Source organism: Poseidonibacter lekithochrous, assembly GCF_018861145.1.
GTDB classification, from domain to species: Bacteria; Campylobacterota; Campylobacteria; order Campylobacterales; family Arcobacteraceae; genus Poseidonibacter; species Poseidonibacter lekithochrous_A.
In genome coordinates, this window is record NZ_JAHKQT010000004.1 from 196,709 (window position 1) to 214,295 (window position 17,587).

Annotated in this window: 19 protein-coding genes; 11 read left to right on the forward strand and 8 right to left on the reverse strand. The window is 27.3% G+C overall.

What is annotated here, in order from left to right; all coding sequences use genetic code 11:
* Window positions 1–254: 254 nt before the first annotated feature.
* The gene (locus KO488_RS02855) at window positions 255–2,186 is read left to right on the forward strand and encodes a TonB-dependent receptor domain-containing protein (RefSeq protein WP_216057275.1); all 1,932 of its coding nucleotides are present in this window, start codon (window positions 255–257) and stop codon (window positions 2,184–2,186) included.
* A gap of 95 nt (window positions 2,187–2,281) precedes the next feature.
* On the forward strand, window positions 2,282–3,439 hold the full coding sequence (locus KO488_RS02860) for a PepSY-associated TM helix domain-containing protein (protein ID WP_216057276.1): 1,158 nt from the start codon (window positions 2,282–2,284) through the stop codon (window positions 3,437–3,439).
* A 3-nt stretch (window positions 3,440–3,442) separates the two neighbouring features.
* Here KO488_RS02860 and KO488_RS02865 read toward each other — a convergent pair whose 3' ends face one another.
* Complete coding sequence (locus tag KO488_RS02865; RefSeq protein ID WP_216057277.1) at window positions 3,443–4,672, reverse strand: DEAD/DEAH box helicase; 1,230 nt, start codon at window positions 4,670–4,672, stop codon at window positions 3,443–3,445.
* Here KO488_RS02865 and KO488_RS15175 point away from each other — a divergent pair.
* The 6 genes from KO488_RS15175 (at window position 4,671) to KO488_RS02895 (ending at window position 9,981) form a co-directional block, all read left to right on the forward strand.
* Window positions 4,671–5,222: a hypothetical protein gene (locus tag KO488_RS15175; RefSeq protein WP_228318980.1), complete on the forward strand. Its 552-nt coding sequence runs from the start codon at window positions 4,671–4,673 to the stop codon at window positions 5,220–5,222. The genes KO488_RS02865 and KO488_RS15175 overlap by 2 nt on opposite strands.
* 62 nt (window positions 5,223–5,284) lie before the next feature.
* The gene (locus KO488_RS02875; RefSeq protein WP_216057278.1) at window positions 5,285–5,635 is read left to right on the forward strand and encodes a type IIL restriction-modification enzyme MmeI; all 351 of its coding nucleotides are present in this window, start codon (window positions 5,285–5,287) and stop codon (window positions 5,633–5,635) included.
* Window positions 5,616–6,500 (forward strand): type IIL restriction-modification enzyme MmeI, encoded by an 885-nt coding sequence (locus KO488_RS02880; RefSeq protein WP_216057279.1) that lies wholly within the window; start codon window positions 5,616–5,618, stop codon window positions 6,498–6,500. The genes KO488_RS02875 and KO488_RS02880 overlap by 20 nt, the downstream gene beginning before the upstream one ends.
* Before the next feature lies 1 nt (window position 6,501).
* Window positions 6,502–8,202, forward strand: a complete 1,701-nt coding sequence (locus KO488_RS02885; RefSeq protein ID WP_323134167.1) for a class I SAM-dependent DNA methyltransferase — start codon at window positions 6,502–6,504, stop codon at window positions 8,200–8,202.
* Window positions 8,195–9,598 (forward strand): hypothetical protein, encoded by a 1,404-nt coding sequence (locus KO488_RS02890; protein WP_216057281.1) that lies wholly within the window; start codon window positions 8,195–8,197, stop codon window positions 9,596–9,598. Before KO488_RS02885 ends, KO488_RS02890 begins: the two co-directional genes overlap by 8 nt.
* 140 nt (window positions 9,599–9,738) lie before the next feature.
* Entirely contained in the window at window positions 9,739–9,981 is a 243-nt protein-coding gene (locus KO488_RS02895; RefSeq protein WP_216057282.1) for a hypothetical protein, read from the forward strand.
* 87 nt (window positions 9,982–10,068) lie between these two features.
* Here the strand turns inward: KO488_RS02895 and KO488_RS02900 are convergent, their stop codons facing one another.
* The 5 genes from KO488_RS02900 to KO488_RS02920 are packed head-to-tail and all read right to left on the reverse strand — an operon-like array spanning window position 10,069 to window position 12,990.
* Complete coding sequence (locus KO488_RS02900) at window positions 10,069–10,545, reverse strand: adenylyltransferase/cytidyltransferase family protein (RefSeq protein ID WP_216057283.1); 477 nt, start codon at window positions 10,543–10,545, stop codon at window positions 10,069–10,071.
* Window positions 10,546–10,555: 10 nt separating this feature from the next.
* A complete protein-coding gene (locus KO488_RS02905; protein ID WP_216057284.1) occupies window positions 10,556–10,900 on the reverse strand; it encodes a cupin domain-containing protein in 345 nt (114 codons plus the stop codon).
* Window positions 10,887–11,057: a hypothetical protein gene (locus tag KO488_RS02910; protein WP_216057285.1), complete on the reverse strand. Its 171-nt coding sequence runs from the start codon at window positions 11,055–11,057 to the stop codon at window positions 10,887–10,889. Before KO488_RS02910 ends, KO488_RS02905 begins: the two co-directional genes overlap by 14 nt.
* 8 nt (window positions 11,058–11,065) lie before the next feature.
* Complete coding sequence (locus KO488_RS15365) at window positions 11,066–12,310, reverse strand: glycosyltransferase family 4 protein (protein ID WP_216057286.1); 1,245 nt, start codon at window positions 12,308–12,310, stop codon at window positions 11,066–11,068.
* Complete coding sequence (locus KO488_RS02920) at window positions 12,295–12,990, reverse strand: alpha/beta fold hydrolase (protein WP_216057287.1); 696 nt, start codon at window positions 12,988–12,990, stop codon at window positions 12,295–12,297. The genes KO488_RS15365 and KO488_RS02920 overlap by 16 nt, the downstream gene beginning before the upstream one ends.
* 97 nt (window positions 12,991–13,087) lie before the next feature.
* Between KO488_RS02920 and KO488_RS02925 the strand changes: the two genes are divergently transcribed.
* Complete coding sequence (locus KO488_RS02925) at window positions 13,088–14,680, forward strand: SagB/ThcOx family dehydrogenase (RefSeq protein WP_216057288.1); 1,593 nt, start codon at window positions 13,088–13,090, stop codon at window positions 14,678–14,680.
* A complete protein-coding gene (locus tag KO488_RS02930) occupies window positions 14,680–15,078 on the forward strand; it encodes a hypothetical protein (RefSeq protein ID WP_216057289.1) in 399 nt (132 codons plus the stop codon). The genes KO488_RS02925 and KO488_RS02930 overlap by 1 nt, the downstream gene beginning before the upstream one ends.
* 7 nt (window positions 15,079–15,085) lie before the next feature.
* Here KO488_RS02930 and KO488_RS02935 read toward each other — a convergent pair whose 3' ends face one another.
* Together KO488_RS02935 and KO488_RS02940 are read right to left on the reverse strand one after the other, a co-directional pair.
* The gene (locus KO488_RS02935; protein WP_216057290.1) at window positions 15,086–16,156 is read right to left on the reverse strand and encodes a PQQ-dependent sugar dehydrogenase; all 1,071 of its coding nucleotides are present in this window, start codon (window positions 16,154–16,156) and stop codon (window positions 15,086–15,088) included.
* Between the two features lie 127 nt (window positions 16,157–16,283).
* Window positions 16,284–16,850 (reverse strand): pentapeptide repeat-containing protein, encoded by a 567-nt coding sequence (locus KO488_RS02940; RefSeq protein WP_216057291.1) that lies wholly within the window; start codon window positions 16,848–16,850, stop codon window positions 16,284–16,286.
* Window positions 16,851–16,940: 90 nt separating this feature from the next.
* Here KO488_RS02940 and KO488_RS02945 point away from each other — a divergent pair, with 90 nt between their 5' ends.
* Window positions 16,941–17,576 carry a CatB-related O-acetyltransferase gene (locus KO488_RS02945; RefSeq protein ID WP_216057292.1) on the forward strand — a complete coding sequence of 212 codons (636 nt, stop codon included), beginning with the start codon at window positions 16,941–16,943 and terminating at the stop codon, window positions 17,574–17,576.
* Window positions 17,577–17,587 lie beyond the last annotated feature (11 nt).

A 17,587-nucleotide genomic window follows, 5' to 3' on the forward strand; every position in this document is an offset into this window, starting at 1 on the left:
TTCATATCAAAAAAATCACTTTTCAAAGAATAATGATAACAATTATCAATCTTAGTTAATTTTAAGATTACATTTGTTAATATGCCGTTAATATTTTGTTAACAATTAGTAAATAAGTCTTTAATTAATTAAGACCTATCAAAAAGAAACTACTTTTAATGAAATAAAAAATTATTCAGCTAGCCACAATCTAACTATTATTCAAAATAAATAGCCAGCCACAATTTTAACTTAAATATTCACTAAGGAAAAAAATGAACATAAAAATTGCAAAAACTGTTGCAGCATTATTGCTGGCTAATATTTCTGTACTTGCAGAAGAGACTCAATTATCAGATGTAAATGTAAACACATCAGCATTTGATGCCCAAGTAAAATCTATTTCATCTAAACAATTAGAAGAAGAGCAAGCAAGTGATGTAAAAGATGTTTTAAAAGCACTTCCAAGTGTTACGGTTGATGGAAATGCTAGATATGGGCAAAAAGTTTATGTAAGAGGTTTAGAAGATAAATTTGCAAATATTACAGTTGATGGAGCTAAACTTGGAGGACAATTATTTCATCATTCAGGTGATCAAACAATTGATGCTTCATTATTAAAAATCTCTTCAGTTGAACTGGGACCAAACTCAGCTTTAAGTGGACCTGGTGTTGTAAATGGTTCATTTAAATATGAAACAAAAGATCCAAGTGATTTTTTATCTGAAAATGAAGTTTTTGGAGGAAAAATATCTTTAGGATATGAAACAGCAAGAGAGAGAAAAAAAGGTAGTGTTGCTGTTTTTGGAAAAATTAATAACAAAGTAGAATTTGTAGGAATGGGTTCGATTTCAAATGATGGAACTTTAACTTTAGGAAATGGCGAAGAAATCAATAATAAGGAAAGTAAACTAAAAAGTGGTTTAGCAAAAATTGTAATTAAACCTGATGAATATAATACTATTAAACTAGCTTATAATAAATATGAAGATGGTGGAGATAGAGCTATTTCAGGTGAAAAGATTGGAAGTGAAACAGACGAAGAAGATTACAGTTCAATCAATAGAGATACTTATACATTAAACTATAAATATACTCCTGATAATGAGTATGTACAAGTTGAAGCAAATGTATTTACTAATAAACAATATATGGAAAGAGAAGCAAGTGACACAGCAGGTTATCGAGAATATGAAAATTCTTCAAAAGGTTATGATTTAAGAAACACTTCTTTACTTGGAATAAATAAATTAACATATGGTACTGATTATACACATGAAGAGCAAGAGAAAACTGATTCAGGTGTTTCAATTAATGGTGGTGAAGTTGATAATATTGGATTATACCTTGAAGATGAAATAGCCTTTGATAGATTAACACTTACACTAGGTGCAAGATATGACAAATATGAATTAGGTGGAATTTATGATGGAACATTTAATCAACTTTCTCCAAAAATGAAATTAAAATATCAAGTATCAGATAATTTAGCTCTAAGAGCTGCATACGGTAGAATATTTAAAGGTCCAGCACTTGGTGAAACTTTAATGTTAAATGATACTATTGTTCAAGATGCAGATAGTACACCACAAACAGGTCATAACTATGAAGTTGGGTTAGATTATAATTTAACAAAAGCTTTAGATGCAGATGATTCAATTATTGGCTTTAATGTGTATAGATACAATGTAGATGAATATGCACATACTACAAAAAATACTGCATTAGCTTCTCATGGAGATATGGTAATTTGGGGAACAGAAACAATGTTCTCTTATAACAAAAATAAATTAGGAATTACAGCAAGTCATACTTATACAGATGGTGAACAAACGAATTCTGATGGTATTAAATATGATCCTAAAACTGCAAAAATACATGTATTTAAAGTTGGAGTAAATTATCAAGTAACTAATGAATTTAAAGTTAATTATAATTCTCAATTTGTACCAGGTAATGAATGGGACACATATTCTTCAAGAAGTAATAGTATTACTTCAAATGAAAGAAAAGGTTATGCAGTTCATGATGTAAACTTTACATTTAAGCCTACACCTTTAAAAAACACTACTTTTAACTTTGGAGTTGGGAATATCTTTGATAAAGCATATGTAAGACATACTGCTTTTGGTTCTCAAACAACTAGTACTAATAAAGCCTATGAAATAGGTAGAAACTTCAAGTTTCAAGTTTCATATAAGTTTTAATTAAAATGATGGATATTAACTTTATTAATAAATTTTAATATTGTTAATACACCATCATTTTACTTTTACATAATTTTAAAGAGAGTTTGATATTTATGCATAAAAAAATATGGTTTAAAATACATTTATACATTGGATTAACTGCAGGAATTATTCTTATGGTTATTGGAATTACCGGGGCTATGATATCTTTTCAAAAAGAGATTTTATGGTTAATTAACAAAGATAGTAATGTAGTTAAAGTTAATAACACAAAACTAAGTGAAAAGCAACTTATAGATAATTTTAAATCAAAATTTCCAAAATCAAATATTAGAGCTTTAACAATAAATAGTGATCCAACATCATCTGTAATAATAAATATAGCAAGTAATGCTAAAGGAAAAGCTGGAAGAAGAGGAATTAATTACTATATAAATCCATATAACTCAGAAATTTTACCTAGTGTAAAAGGAGCAAAAGTATTTAAATTTATTGAAATAATACATAGAGGACTTGTTGCTGGAGAGATTGGTAAACAAATTGTAGGTGCCTGTACATTAGTACTATTAGTCTTAATGATAAGTGGAGTTTTAGTTTATCTTCCTAGATTGAAAAGAGCATTTTTTAAAAGTTTTACATTTAAGTTTAAACAAAAAGGTAGAAGTTTTCTATCAACAATGCATAGTTCACTTGGAATGTGGGTAATTCCATTTTATCTTGTATCAACGATAACTGGACTATCCTTGTCTTATCATTGGTTTAATGATATTCTTCATACAATAACAGGTGTTGAAAAAAGAGCCCAAAAAAGACCTGCTGTTGCATCTAGCAAAGTACAAATGACTAAAAATACTAAAAAAAGTATAAATAAAAAGAATAGTCAAGAACCTGTATTATCTTCAGAAAAAGTACAAAATATTTTTGATTTATTTAAAGAAAATGTTACAGATTATTCAAGCGCTAGTCTTAGACTTGAAGAAAAGAAAGGTATTTATACTTTTAATTATATGAAGAAAAATCCAATTCATTATAGAGCAAGAAATCAAATTTCTTTAAATTTAAGAAATAATACAGTTGTTAAGCATGATGAATTTTCAAAAAAACCTTTAGAAGAAAAATTATTGAAAAGTATTATACCTCTTCACACAGGAGAGTATTTTGGAAGAATAGGTCAAATTTTAATGCTTATTGCATCTTTAACTATGCCATTATTTACAATTACAGGATTTATGATGTATTTCCAAAGAAAAAGAAAAAGCAAGAATAAGTAAAATTTACTCTTGCTTTTTTTCTCTTAATTTATCTTTCTTACTTTTCCTTTTTCCTTTTACTGGCGCTTTACCTTTTTCTCTTTCTAAAGGAATACCTATTAATTCAAAGCCTTCAATCTCTTCTCTCTCAAGTTTTATATTTGAACGTTTTTCAATCAATTTAAAATGTTCTTCATTTTCTAAAGTAATAAAAGAAATAGCAAGACCTTCACTTCCTGCTCTTCCTGTTCTACCAATTCGATGTATATAATCAGCTGGAGATCTTGGTAAATCATAGTTTACAACACATGAAATATCATCAATATGTAAACCACGTGATGCAATATCTGATGAAAAAAGAATATCTATTTTAGAAGTTTTAAATTCATCTAGAGTATAAATTCTATCTTCTTGTTCTAAATTTCCATGAAATGATTCTGCTTTAAAACCATATTTCCTAAATTTTGCAGCTATATTATCTGCTGCTCTATTATTTGCCATAAAAACTAATACTTTTGAGAAGCTGTTTTCTTTTAGAATCTTTTGTAATAAAGCACTTCTATTTTCTAAGTTTACACTTATTGCTCTTTGCTTTATTAAATCAACTGTTGGTTCTTCATTTTCTATTTCAATTGTTATAGGATTATTTGTAATCTTTTGAGCAATTTTTTGCATTTTAGGAGGATAAGTAGCTGAGAAAAGAAGGTTTTGTCTTTGCTCTGGAAGATTTGCTAATATCTTTTCTAACTCTTCTTCAAAACCTAAATCAAGCATTTTATCAGCTTCATCCACTACAAAAAAATCTAAGTTCTCTAGATTTATTTGTTTTTTATCTAAAATATCTAAAAGTCGTCCAGGAGTTGCAACTACAACATCACAACCTTTTTGTATATCTAAAAGTTGGTCACCAATACTTTGTCCACCAATAACACTAACAACTTTTATCTTTTTTTCAAAAGATGATGAAAATTTATTAAAAGTATCTGCTACTTGAAGTGTTAATTCTCGTGTTGGTGTTAGAACTAAAGTTTTGATTTTTGATTTACCAAGAGGTACATTATTTAGCCAATGATTTAAAATAGGAAGAACAAAACTAGCAGTCTTTCCACTTCCAGTTTGTGCACGAGCAAGAATATCCTGTGATTTAAAAACTAAAGGTATAACTTTTTCTTGTATTTTCGTAGGAATTTCATAATCATTCTTTTTTAAAGCTTCTTGTATAGGAGCTAATAGATTAAATTTTGTAAATGACATGGGTTTTATCCTTGGTAATATTTATCGTATTTTAGACAGTTTTGGCTTTAGAAAAGGTTTCTTTGATTTCAATCAAGGTATTAGAGAAAAGTTTTTAGTATATTTTCATATTATTAAGACTAAAGGATTTATTATCACTTTTACATTTATACATTTAATTCATTTTTTCTCAGTATTTATTTATGGTGGCTTTTTATTTGTAGATAACTTATTTCTATCAAAAATTTCTCAAACTTTAAATGAAGAAGAATCTACAAAAGCAAGAGAAGCTTTTATGATGCACGTAAGAAAAGTTGTACCTTGGTCACTTCTAGTTGCTGTTGCATCAGGTTTATATTTAATTACACAAGTATTTGGACCTATTAGTGATGATGGTTTAAATAGCTTTCAAATCATGTTAAGTATAAAAGCATTTTTTGGTTTATGGTTAGGTATTAGAGGATTTAATCAGAAGTTTTTTAAGATAAATCCATTTGTATTTACATCACATTTATTTCCATTTCTTTGTGTGATACTTATTATCTTTATTTCTCAGATTATGTATATGTAAAACATCATATTTCAATCTATCTTTAGATAAAATAAATAATTATATTTTACATAAGGTAAACGATGGCATTAAGTTGGAATGAAATAAAAAATAGAGCAATAACTTTTTCAAAAGAATGGGAAAGTGAAGAACGTGAACATGCAGAATCTCAAAGTTTTTGGAATGACTTTTTTAATATCTTCGGTATTAGCCGTAGAAGAGTAGCTTCTTTTGAAGAACCTGTTAAAAAACTAGGAGAAAAAAGAGGTCGTATTGACCTTTTTTGGAAAGGTACAATTCTAGTTGAACATAAATCAAAAGGCAAAGACTTAGACAAAGCCTATACTCAAGCTCTTGATTATTTCCCAGGTCTTAAAGAAGATGAACTTCCTAAATATGTTTTAATATCAGACTTTGAGATATTTAGACTTTGAGATATTTAGACTTTATGATTTAGAAGAAGATATTTCTACTGAATTTCATATAAATGAACTCTATAAAAACATTTCCCTTTTTAGTTTTATAGCAGGTTATACAAAACACAAAATCATTGAAGAAGATCCTGTAAATATCAAAGCCGCTCAACTTATGGGAAAACTACATGATGAACTAAAAGATACAGGTTATGATGGACATGCCTTAGAATTGTTTTTAGTAAGAATTTTATTTTTACAGTTTGCAGAGGATTCAAATATCTTTGAAAAGGGTATATTTACTCAATTTATTGAAGATAGAACAAGTAAAGATGGAAGTGATTTAGGAGCAAAACTAACAGAACTTTATCAAGTTTTAAACACAAAAGAAGATAAAAGACTAAAAACAAGAGATGAAAGTTTATCAAACTTTCCATATACAAACGGAAAACTATTTGAAGAGTTTTTACCAATTCCAGCTTTTGATGCAAAAATGCGAGAAATACTTTTAGAGTGTTGTTATATTGATTGGTCAAAAATATCTCCTGCAATTTTTGGGTCATTATTCCAATCTATTATGAACAAAACTTTACGAAGAAATTTAGGTGCACATTATACAAGTGAAGCAAATATTTTAAAACTGATAAAGCCTTTGTTTTTAGATGATTTATATTTAAAATTTGAAAAAGTCAAAAAGAACAAAAATAAACTTCAAGAGTTTAATAAAGAACTATCAACTTTAAACTTTTTTGATCCAGCATTTATATTAAGTTTATTAAAAAATACAATATATTCTAATTATAAAAATATACTATACAGCATTAAAAGTACTTCTTTGGTTTATTTTAATTGTACTAAAGTATATAAATTTAATTGTACCTTGTAAAATGTGTTTATTTAATTCCTCAATCTATAATAGTGGATCTTTTACTAATTGTACTAATGGTAAATCAAATAAATCAGTTAGTGGTAGTGGAAATTTCTTGATTATTGCATATAGGGAACTGAGAATCTTAGAACTTGAAATACTCAAAATACTTCATACCCAAAGTGTACTTGATATTTCTTCAATTGTTTGGTGTGATGTAGATCAATTTCATGGAATAGAAGTAGAAGAATTTCCAGCACAAATAGCACAAGTTGCAATGTGGTTAATAGACCACCAAATGAATATGATGATAAGTGTATATTTTGGGCAATATTTTGTAAGACTTCCTCTTGTAAAATCTGCAAATATCATTCATGGGAATTCTCTTCAAGTTGATTGGCAAGAAGTTGTGAAAAAAGATAAACTTTCTTTTATTCTTGGGAATCCACCGTTTTATGGAAAACAGTATCAAAATAAAGAACAAAGAAAAGACATGGAACTTGTATTTGCAAAAATAAAAGGTGCAGGAGTTCTAGACTATGTAACTGCTTGGTATTTAAAAGCTTCAATATATATAAAAAATACAAATATTAAAGTTGCTTTTGTATCAACTAATTCTATTGCACAAGGTGAACAAGTAGGAATATTATGGAAAGAACTATTTACAAACTATGGTATTAAAATACATTTTGCACATCAAACTTTTAATTGGTCAAATGAAGCAAAATCAAATGCAGCAGTTCACGTTGTAATTATTGGCTTTGGTAATTTTAATATAGATAAAAAAAGAATATTTGAATATGAAAATATAAAAGCAGAAGCACATGAAAAAGAAGTTGAAAATATCAATTCTTACTTAGTTGAAGGAGATGACTTAGTCATTGAATCAAGAAGTAAACCTTTGATTGATGTTCCTAAAATTGCTTTTGGAAATATGCCTTTAGATGGCGGTAACTTATTAATTGATGATGAAGAAGTAGAAGAGTTTTTAAATAAAGAACCAAAAGCAGAAGAATTTATTTTATCATTGATAAGTGCGAGAGAATATCTTAACAATAAAAAAAGATGGTGTTTATGGCTTGAAGATGTAAGTCCTAAAGACTTAAGAGAGATGCCAACTGTTTTAGAAAGAGTTCAAAAAGTAAAAAAATTTAGAGAAAGTAGTAAAGCACCATCAACTCAAAAACATGCTTTAACCCCAACACTTTTTAGGGATAGAAAAAGACCCGAAACTTTTATCGTTGTTCCAAGTACAACATCTGAAAATAGAGCATATATACCGATGGGTTTTTTTGATAAAAATAATATTGCTAATAATAGTTGTCATATGATTCCAAATGGAGATTTATTTTTATTTGGTCAATTAACCTCTCTAATGCACATGGCTTGGGTTAAATATACTTGTGGTAGATTAAAAAGTGACTATAGATATTCAAAAGATTTAGTTTACAATAATTATCCATTTCCAAAAGATGTAAGTGATAAAAACAAATTAGAAGTTGAAACAAAAGCACAAAAAATCTTAGACATAAGAGCAGAATTTAAAGACAGTTCTTTAGCCGATCTTTACGACCCACTAGCAATGCCACCAAAACTAAGAAAAGCACATCAAGAACTTGATCGTGCAGTTGATAAATGCTATACAAAAAAATCATTCAAAAATGATAAAGAAAGAATAGAGTTTTTATTTGAATTGTATGAGGAGTATTTAAATGAGTAGCCATACTAGATATATTAAAGCTCATAATCTTTATAATGAAAGTTTTATAAAAAGAAAGTCTGGATATATTGAATATGATGAAGAAGAGAATTGTAAGGTATTTTCAAATATATACTTTGAAACTTTTAATTTAACATCAGAAAATAAAAGAATGATTGTTCAATTTAGCGATTATAAATATAATACATCTGAATTAACTGATTTTTCTGGAACAAAAGAACTAAGTAATTTAGCGATTAAGTTCAAAAACTGTAAATTTAAAAATCTTAATATTAAATCATTATTTTACTCAAGTATTACCTTTGATAATTGTGAAATAGATGCAATTGAAATAAATCATAACTTGAGAGGAGATAAAGAAAATAAGTATTTTCCTATTATAATTATTAATACAAATATCACCACTTTAAAAATAAATAATTCTATACTTGAATGTAAATTCTACATTAATCCTCAAAGTAAACTAAATAAAAACGAGATAGAAATTCAAAAAGTAGAAATTACAAATTCTGTATTTAAAGAGAATTTTAAACTTCATCATGCCAAGATAGAAAGATTCGAATTAGAAGATATTGATTTTGAAAAGAATGCAGATTTTTTTAAAAGTTCTTTTATTAAAGGTATTCTTGAAGAGAACAAAGAAGAAAATACAAAAACAGATGACATTGGTTTTAAATCAATCAACTTTAAAAAACTAGCACTTTTTGGAGATACTAAATTTTTCAAAAAAATGGTATTTCGTTATGTGACTTTCGAGGGTCATAATCATTTTAAAAGTGCAGAATTATATAAAGGTATAGATTTAGAATATACCAATATACAAAAAGAGATTAATTTTTATGGAATAGATATAAAAGATAAAAAAACAACATCTCAAGAAACATACAGAATAATAAAGCATCAATTTGAAAAGCTTGGAAATAAAATAGAAGCAAATAAATACCATGCTTTAGAACTAGAACAAAAAAGAATTGAACTAGAAAAAGAAAAAGGAAAAAACTGGAAAGAATACATTGTCTTTAAACTACATGATTTAAGTTCTCAACATTCAACAAATTGGTTTAGAGCAGTAACTTGGATACTAATAGTTGGATTAATTACAAATTTACTTCATAATTCTATGTGGTATCTCTTGTCTTTTCCTATTATTGGTTTAATATCTTATACGTACCCAGATGATTTAGAAAAAAAACTATTTATTCCTATAATTCTATTTTTGTCTATGATATTTTTAAGTAATGAACTTAAATTTAATGATATTTTTAAATATATTAGTATTCTTACAAAAGAGAATGATTTTAATTACAATTATTTTTTGATGACTTTAAATAAAGTATCATTAGGTTATTTATACTATCAATTTTTAATGTCAGTTAGAAAAGATACAAGGAAATAAAATTAAAGAATTTATACCAAATCAAAGAATAGTTATAAATTCACTATTATAAAGATACTTTATATTTAGGCTTTAAAATTATAAAAAGCAAAAAATATTAACAGTAAATCATATAAAAGAAAAATGAATGGATATTGTTTATGCTAAAAGGTATAGAAGAGATAGCTAAAGAAACAATACAAATTATTAAAGATATAGAAATTCTTATGAAAAAGACTAAAAATAAAATACAAGAGAACAAACCAAAAATATATAGTAAAGATTTACTAGAATCATTATTTTATCATCCATATACAAAAATTTCATTTATCGAAGGTATTCTTAGTGTTACTAGAAAAACAGCCTCTAGTTATTTGACTTATTTAGAAATGGGTAGAAAATAGTAAAAAGTACTCATATTTCAAAGATATGGGTAAAATATAAAGAAATTTATCCATATTAATAAAATATAGGTAAAAATAAAATTCTTTTCAAGAAGTCCAAGCGTTCAAGTATTTTGAGCTGCTTGTCTGCTTTTTTTCATTTCCTACATTTGTAATAATTTTTATATTTAATTTCTCACAAATATCCCACTCAGCAATAGTTTTTTTATCATGCCTATCACCACCTTTTGTAAAAAAGTTTGGTTTGATTTTTTCTAAAGCTTTTATAACTGTAGAGTCATTTTTTATTTCAAAAGGTATAACATAATCTACATTCTTAATTGAAGATACAATAGAACAACGCTCAGATAAATTCATAAAAGGTTTACCTTTTTTATCTTTTAAAAAGTTATCTCCGTTTACAATTACAACTAAGGTATTTGCATATTGTTTTGATTCTTGTAAACATGATATATGTCCAGAGTGAATTGGATCAAAGCCACCAGAAGTACATACAATAGTTCCTAATTTTTCTTTTAGTTTATCAAACTCTTCAAATGAAACTATTTTTGCTAACTCTTCCAACTATAAATTCCTATATATAAATAGAATCATCATCAAAGTGTTCTGTTGATACTTCAAATATTTCTGACTTTTCTGCAATTCCTGTAAATTGATGTTTTGTTCCTTTTGGAATATCTAAAACATCTCCTTTTTTCATTTCAAACTCTTTTTGTATATTATCTTTAGAAACTACTTTTACTAGTATTTTTCCTTCTTGTATATAAAAAGTTTCATCTTTTAGTTTATGATAATGGAAAGAGGAGCTTTTATTCGCATCTATTACCAATATTTTTCCGCAATATTTATCTGAGTTATGAATCCAGATTTCATGTCCCCAGCTTTTATTTTTAAATTTTATTGGTTTACTTACTTTCATCTAGTTCTTTTTCTAAATCTTCATCACTAACTGTGTCTAACTCATCATAAAGTTTATCTACAGATTTTTTATAATCTTCATAACTTTTATGAGGTAAATTACCACTTTTTAGTTCTTCTTCAAATCTCTCTTTTGTCATATATACTCTATTAATCATATCTTGTCCTATTTGTTTTTATTCTTTTCTTCTATCCATTGAGACATATACTTTGTACTTGCCATGGTATGATGTTTTAGCATTGAACCTATGAAATTATCTAATCTATGTTCTTCTAGATTTTTATATACCTCATCAATTTTTTCAATTAACTTCTTTGATAATATTTCTGCATCATATTTTGATTTTAGCAATATAGTTGAATTTACTTTTGCTTCATTCCATAATTTTTCATTATTATACAATTCAACTGCCTTTTTTGCAAATTCTTCTACCTCATCACTTATAAATCCAGGCCAAGCTTCACTTTCATACATACCTTCACTTCCAACACTTGTTGTAACACTTGGTGTTTGCATAATCATTGCATCTAAAAGTTTTCCTTTTATTCCTGCACCAAATCTAATAGGAGCTAAGCAAACCTTAGAGTTTTCCATAACTTCATAAGCATCATTGGCCCAACCTTTTATTAAAAACCCTGTTTTTGGATTATTTAAAGCTGTTGCTTTTGGTGGTGGATATGAGCCATATATGTGAAGCTGTGCATTTGGTAGTTGCTTTTTTATAAGTGGCCATATTTTTTGAAGATACAAAACTACATCCCAATTTGGAGCATGACGAAAGTTTCCAATAGTCATAAAGTGTTCTCTTTGCTCATAAGCTTTTGTCTTATTTGGAATTGTTTTTAAATCCACCATAAAAGGTAAATGATGAAGTAATGAGCTATCTATTTTAAAAGTCTCTTTTAGTAATTGCATTTCATAAGAAGATATTATCAAAGAAATATCACATCTTAAAATTGCAGATATCTCTCTTTTTGCTAAAGAAGAAAATAAATCTGCTTTTGTAATATCTCTATTTTCTTTTAAAGCTTGATGTCTTGCATTTCTTAATAATTGTAAATCTTCAGTATCAAGTATCTTTAAAGCCTTTGGACAGTTTAACTCAACTCTCCAAGCAAACTGCTCTTCCATCATAAATCTATCAAATAATACAATATCAGGATTATACTCTTTTACATACAAATCAAAACTATCAGAGTTTAACTCTATACTTGAAGAGCTAATTCCTTCATCATTTAAATCAATACTATGCTCAGATATAGCACAAGGTGTACAAAACTCTACTTTATAGTTGTTTTCTTTAAATAGTCTCATTATAGACATTATATGAGTACCTGCTGCTGAGGACTTTGGTTCTGGCCATACATATCCTATAACTAATATTTTTTTTGTATCTATTTGCTCATCCACTCTTTTATTTTAGTACTTAACTCTTTGGGAGATTCAAGAGGTATATTATGACTTGTTCCCTCACGTGAGATTAAAGTCATATTATGTTCTATTTTTTGTAGTTTTTCCATTGACTTATGATTTAACAATCTATCTTTTGTACTATAGTAAAACCATATATTTAATTTTAGTCCAACTAAGTCCTCAAGTAAATCTACTCTATTAAACGTACTTGTAAGTTGAGTAATAAAAGTCTCTTTTCCCAAATCCATAAACATATCTTGGATTGTTTTTATTAGTTCAATATCATCTTTGTTTTGCTCTTCTACAAGTGTTACTGCTTTTTCATAAGGTAAGCCTTTAAAGCCTTCTTTTTCTATTACAGCAAACTTCTCTCTTCTTCTTTCAATCTCAGCTTCTTCAGAAGCTCCTGGAGTTGCTGCTACCATAAATAGTTTGTTTACTCTATGTGGATATGTAACTGCAAAGTAAGAAGCTATATATCCACCTAAAGAAAATCCTAAAAGATTTACTTTCTCTTCTTTAAAGATATCTAATAATATATCAAGAATCTCATCAAAGTCTTCACTATGTGGAATTGGTATATGGACTAATTCATATTCATCTAAAAAAGGTTTAATTCTACTCCAAAGTCTCTCATCAGTCATAAGACCTGGGATTAAATATATTTTTTCTTTCATTTCTTACCTATGTTTGTATACTAGATTTTATTTTTAGTATGATATCTAAAATATTTTTATTTAATGATTTATTAAAGCTTCTGTGCTACCATACAGAATGAATAATAACTTACAAATGGTTTATACCTATCATAATGAAACAAAACACTCGCAACAAAGATACGCAAGGTCTTTAGGTTATATGGATTGGGCAACACAACCAGACCCATATAGAACATATAGTAGTACTAAAACAACTCTTCCTTTATCATTTGATAATAATACTTTAGAATATAGTCAAATATTTACTCAAGCAAATGACGAAAAAGAAAATAAATTAAGTGCACCTTTATGTCTTGAATCAATATCACAATTTTTTCAGTTCTCTCTAGGACTTGCTGCTATTAAAGAGTATGGTGAGCAATCATGGGCTTTAAGATGTAATGCTTCTAGTGGAAACTTACAACCAAGCGAAGCATATATATTAGCAAATGAGATTCAAGGAATCAAAGATGGTTTACATCACTACTCTCCTAAAGAGCATGAATTAGAACTTTTAAGTTCATCAAAAGAGAATCTAAACTTACCAAAGAATAGTTTTTTAGTATGTTTATCTTCTATTGTTTGGAGAGAAGCTTGGAAATATGGAGAGAGATCTTGGAGATATACGCAACTTGATTGTGGACATGCACTAAAAGCTTTAGAGATTTCTGCTTTAATTTTAGGATGGAAAATAGAAGTTTTAAATACAAAAGATTCGCAACTTGAAAGCTTAATAGGTTTTAATCAAAGTAGCAGATATGTTCCAGAAGAAAGAGAATTAGCTGATATGTTAATTCTTGTATCAAAAGATACTAACGTTGCTTTAACTAGTCAAGATATAGATATTTCTCTTTTAAGAAAAAAGCTTCAAGAAAAGTATGAAGGGAAAGCAAATCAATTAAGCCAAAATTGGCATAAGTGGGATATTTTAGAAAAAATCGAAGATGCAACACTAAGTGATGAATTAGATATAAAAAAATATGTCAACGACAAGTATGAATTAAATCCATATAGAGAGCCTTCTTTATTAGCTAAAGATATAGTTTTAAAAAGACGTTCAGCACAAGTTATGAATAAAGAAGATTGTACAATTTCTAAAAAAGAGTTTGAAACAATTCTTGGTTCTGTTAAATGTGATACTTCAACTATAAACTTAGTACTTTTTGTACACAGTGTTGAAGAACTTGAGTCTGGTCTTTATATTTTAATACGAAATAAAGAGCATAAAAGTAAACTGCAAACTTTACTAAAAGATGAATTTTTATGGGAAAAAGTTGATACAAAGGCAGGAGAGTTATATAAACTTCAAAATGGAGATTTTAAATTTTTAGCAAAAGCAATCTCTTGTAATCAAGATATAGCAAGCGATGGTGCCTTTACTTTAGGAATGCTAGCAGAATTTACAAGCCAATTAGAGAAATATGGTTCTTCAAAATATAAGCACTTATACTGGGATTGTGGAGCTGTTGGACAACAGCTTTATTTAGAAGCAACATCATTAAACTTATCAGCAACTGGTATTGGATGTTTCCTAGATAATATTCTTCATGAAACGCTAGGTTTAATTTCAAATCAATTTCAAACGCTATATCACTTTACAATAGGACGTGGATTAGTTGATAGTAGATTAACAACTTTAAAACCTTATAAAAGATTAAGAAGAGTTTAATGCAAATCATAATGCCACCACGAAATCTATTTATATTAAGTTTAATTGCAATTATCTCAGTCTATTTATATGTATTTGGACAAGAAAAAACTATTGAGCTAATAAAAGAAGAGTATTTATTTATTTTAGCATTACTTCCTATTACTCTTACACTTTTATATTTTAAGATGAAAGTAAAAGGAAAAGATTTAATAGATTTTAATAAAAACAATAGTTTTTCTTTAAAAAATACAATTGTCTTTTTTCTTATTTTTCAAGTAGTTGATTATATAGGAGAAGATGGCTTTATTGGAATGATTAGTATGTGGTTTTTATATTGGATAATGGGATTAATTGCACTATTAATAATGGAAACTATTAATTATTACAAGAATTATAAATTACTTTATAATTCTTGATTTACTCTTACTCTTTAAAATCAACAAGATAGATATTCCCACTATCTGTTGATATATATATTTCACCATTTGGAGACTCAATTACATTTCTTATTCTTTCATGTAAATCTTCTAACAGTCTATTTTCTTTTATTACATTATCATTTTTATCTAAGATTATTTGATTTAAATGTTGAAGTTTAAGTGCTCCAGAAAACAAGTTTCCTTTTAAGTTTTTATATTTCTTCCCACTATATGAGAGTAATGAACTTGGAGCAATTGAAGGAATATAAACTTTTATACCATCAATATATTCTTTTTTACTACGATATTCACCTACATACATTGGATTCCAATACTCTTTTCCTTGTGAAACGATTGGCCAACCATAATTAGCACCTTTTTCAATGATATTAATTTCATCACCACCTCTTGGACCATGTTCATTTGAGTATAGTTTTTTACTATTTATGTCATAAAAAAGTCCTTGAGGATTTCTATGCCCGTAAGAATATATTTCAGGTAAAGCATTTGTATCATTTAAAAAAGGATTGTCTCTTGGAACTGAACCATCTAGATTAAGTCTAATAATTGAACCTGCATGAGTTTTTAAATTTTGTGCGTTATCTCTAGTCCCTCTATCTCCTATTGAAAAGTACAAATGTCCTGTATCATCAAAAGTAATTCTACTTCCAAAATGATGTGAAGCACTTGAGATAGATTTTGTTACAAGTAAGTCTTTAAAGTCTATTAATTTATTGTTTTCAAGTTTAGCTCTAGCTAATGTAGTAGCACCCTCACCTTTGACACTTTTTACATATGTCAAATATATCCATTCATCTTTCTTTTGAATATCTAGCAATCCACCTTGACCTCTATTTAAAATCTTTGGTACATTTTCAATATTTTTAATCTCTTTTGATTGTAAATTTAATAATGATATTCTTCCATCTTTATGTGAAAGAAGTAAATTATTTTCATCTATGAAAACCATTCCCCAGACAATACCTTGGTTTGATGATATTTTTGTTACTGTTGTACTTGCTGTTACAAAAATGCTAAAAATACTTGTAATTATAAAAAGAAATACTACTCTCATACCCTCTCCTATAAATGTTTTATAATATTATAACATTTAATATGATGAGCATATTAAATGTTATGATTTTTCAAAATAGAAGAGCTTGATTAGCTCTTTTAATATTCTATATATTCTAATCTACTATTTATTTTATTTTTATAGGAAGCAGACTTAAAAAGCTCAAAGCCTCAGGAAGTGAAAACTGTGCTTTTTTTATATCATTGTGTTTTGGATCTATTAAATAATTTTTCGATGTTTCAAAATTTGCTTTTTGTAAGTTATTACTTATAAAAATAGTTTGCTCTAAATTGCATTTATCAAAAATAGCAGCTTCAAGATTACACTCTTCAAAACCTGTATCTATTATCAAAGAATTTATAAACCTCATTTTTCGTAAATCTAAAAGATGAAAAGAATTTTGAGAAAGATTAGATGCTTCAAATTTCACATCAAAAGGTTCTTGACAATTACTCCACGAAATTCCAATAAGTTTGCAATTATCAAAAGTAACATCATTAAAAGTACAAGATATTAATTTAGATAAAGACAAATCACAATTTTTAAAAGTGCACTCAGTAAACTTACAATCACGAAATGAAGCTTTTGAAAAGTCACATTTTATAAAAGTACAGTTATCAAAATAAATAGAATCCAAAATTTTATCATCAATTTCTACAAACTCTTCTTCCCAATAATCATTAGTTTTAAACATAATCTTCTTTTTTATTTTGATTTTATCATATTTGAAATAAAGAGGACTAGAAGTATATGTTAAACTGCTTGAATATATCTAGGAGTAAATATGAAAGCATTCCATTTTAAAGACCAATTTTCTTCACAATTATTACATGAAACAGTTAAACATCCAAATATTGAAGTAGGGAAATTTTCTTATTATTCAGGGTATCATCATAAACATGATTTTGTTGAATGTGTAAGATATTTACATGAAAAAAGAAAAGATGTAGATAAACTAATTATTGGAAATTATTGTTCAATTGGATCAGGAGCAGTATTTATAATGGCGGGAAATCAAGGACATAATACTCAATGGATCAGTACTTTTCCTTTTTATTTCCAAGCCAATATTTTCAAAAATGCAAAAAATGGATTTGAAAGAGCAGGAAATACTATAATTGGAAACGATGTATGGATAGGTTCTGAAGCAATGATAATGTCAGGAATTACAATAGGTGATGGAGCAATTATTGCTGCTCGTGCAGTAGTTGCAAAAGATGTGGCTGCTTACGAAGTTGTAGGAGGGAATCCAGCAATAGTAATAAAATCACGTTTTAAAGACAAAGAAATAGAACAATTACTCTTAATAAAATGGTGGAATTGGAAAGAAGAAAAAGTAAAAGAATGTATGCCTTTTATTTGCAGTTCTAAAATTGAAGGCTTATGGAAATATTGGAGTGAAAATAAAAAAGACTTATGATTTTATAATAT

Excerpts from the sequence above, each read along its gene's own strand:
- KO488_RS02855 (WP_216057275.1), top strand. The coding sequence starts at position 255 with ATGAACATAAAAATTGCAAAAACTGTTGCAGCATTATTGCTGGCTAAT.
- KO488_RS02860 (WP_216057276.1), top strand. The coding sequence starts at position 2,282 with ATGCATAAAAAAATATGGTTTAAAATACATTTATACATTGGATTAACT.
- KO488_RS15175 (WP_228318980.1), top strand. The coding sequence starts at position 4,671 with ATGGGTTTTATCCTTGGTAATATTTATCGTATTTTAGACAGTTTTGGC.
- KO488_RS02865 (WP_216057277.1), bottom strand. The coding sequence starts at position 4,672 with ATGTCATTTACAAAATTTAATCTATTAGCTCCTATACAAGAAGCTTTA.
- KO488_RS02875 (WP_216057278.1), top strand. The coding sequence starts at position 5,285 with ATGGCATTAAGTTGGAATGAAATAAAAAATAGAGCAATAACTTTTTCA.
- KO488_RS02885 (WP_323134167.1), top strand. The coding sequence starts at position 6,502 with ATGTGTTTATTTAATTCCTCAATCTATAATAGTGGATCTTTTACTAAT.
- KO488_RS02890 (WP_216057281.1), top strand. The coding sequence starts at position 8,195 with ATGAGTAGCCATACTAGATATATTAAAGCTCATAATCTTTATAATGAA.
- KO488_RS02895 (WP_216057282.1), top strand. The coding sequence starts at position 9,739 with ATGCTAAAAGGTATAGAAGAGATAGCTAAAGAAACAATACAAATTATT.
- KO488_RS02905 (WP_216057284.1), bottom strand. The coding sequence starts at position 10,900 with ATGAAAGTAAGTAAACCAATAAAATTTAAAAATAAAAGCTGGGGACAT.
- KO488_RS02910 (WP_216057285.1), bottom strand. The coding sequence starts at position 11,057 with ATGATTAATAGAGTATATATGACAAAAGAGAGATTTGAAGAAGAACTA.
- KO488_RS02920 (WP_216057287.1), bottom strand. The coding sequence starts at position 12,990 with ATGAAAGAAAAAATATATTTAATCCCAGGTCTTATGACTGATGAGAGA.
- KO488_RS02925 (WP_216057288.1), top strand. The coding sequence starts at position 13,088 with ATGAATAATAACTTACAAATGGTTTATACCTATCATAATGAAACAAAA.
- KO488_RS02930 (WP_216057289.1), top strand. The coding sequence starts at position 14,680 with ATGCAAATCATAATGCCACCACGAAATCTATTTATATTAAGTTTAATT.
- KO488_RS02935 (WP_216057290.1), bottom strand. The coding sequence starts at position 16,156 with ATGAGAGTAGTATTTCTTTTTATAATTACAAGTATTTTTAGCATTTTT.
- KO488_RS02940 (WP_216057291.1), bottom strand. The coding sequence starts at position 16,850 with ATGTTTAAAACTAATGATTATTGGGAAGAAGAGTTTGTAGAAATTGAT.
- KO488_RS02945 (WP_216057292.1), top strand. The coding sequence starts at position 16,941 with ATGAAAGCATTCCATTTTAAAGACCAATTTTCTTCACAATTATTACAT.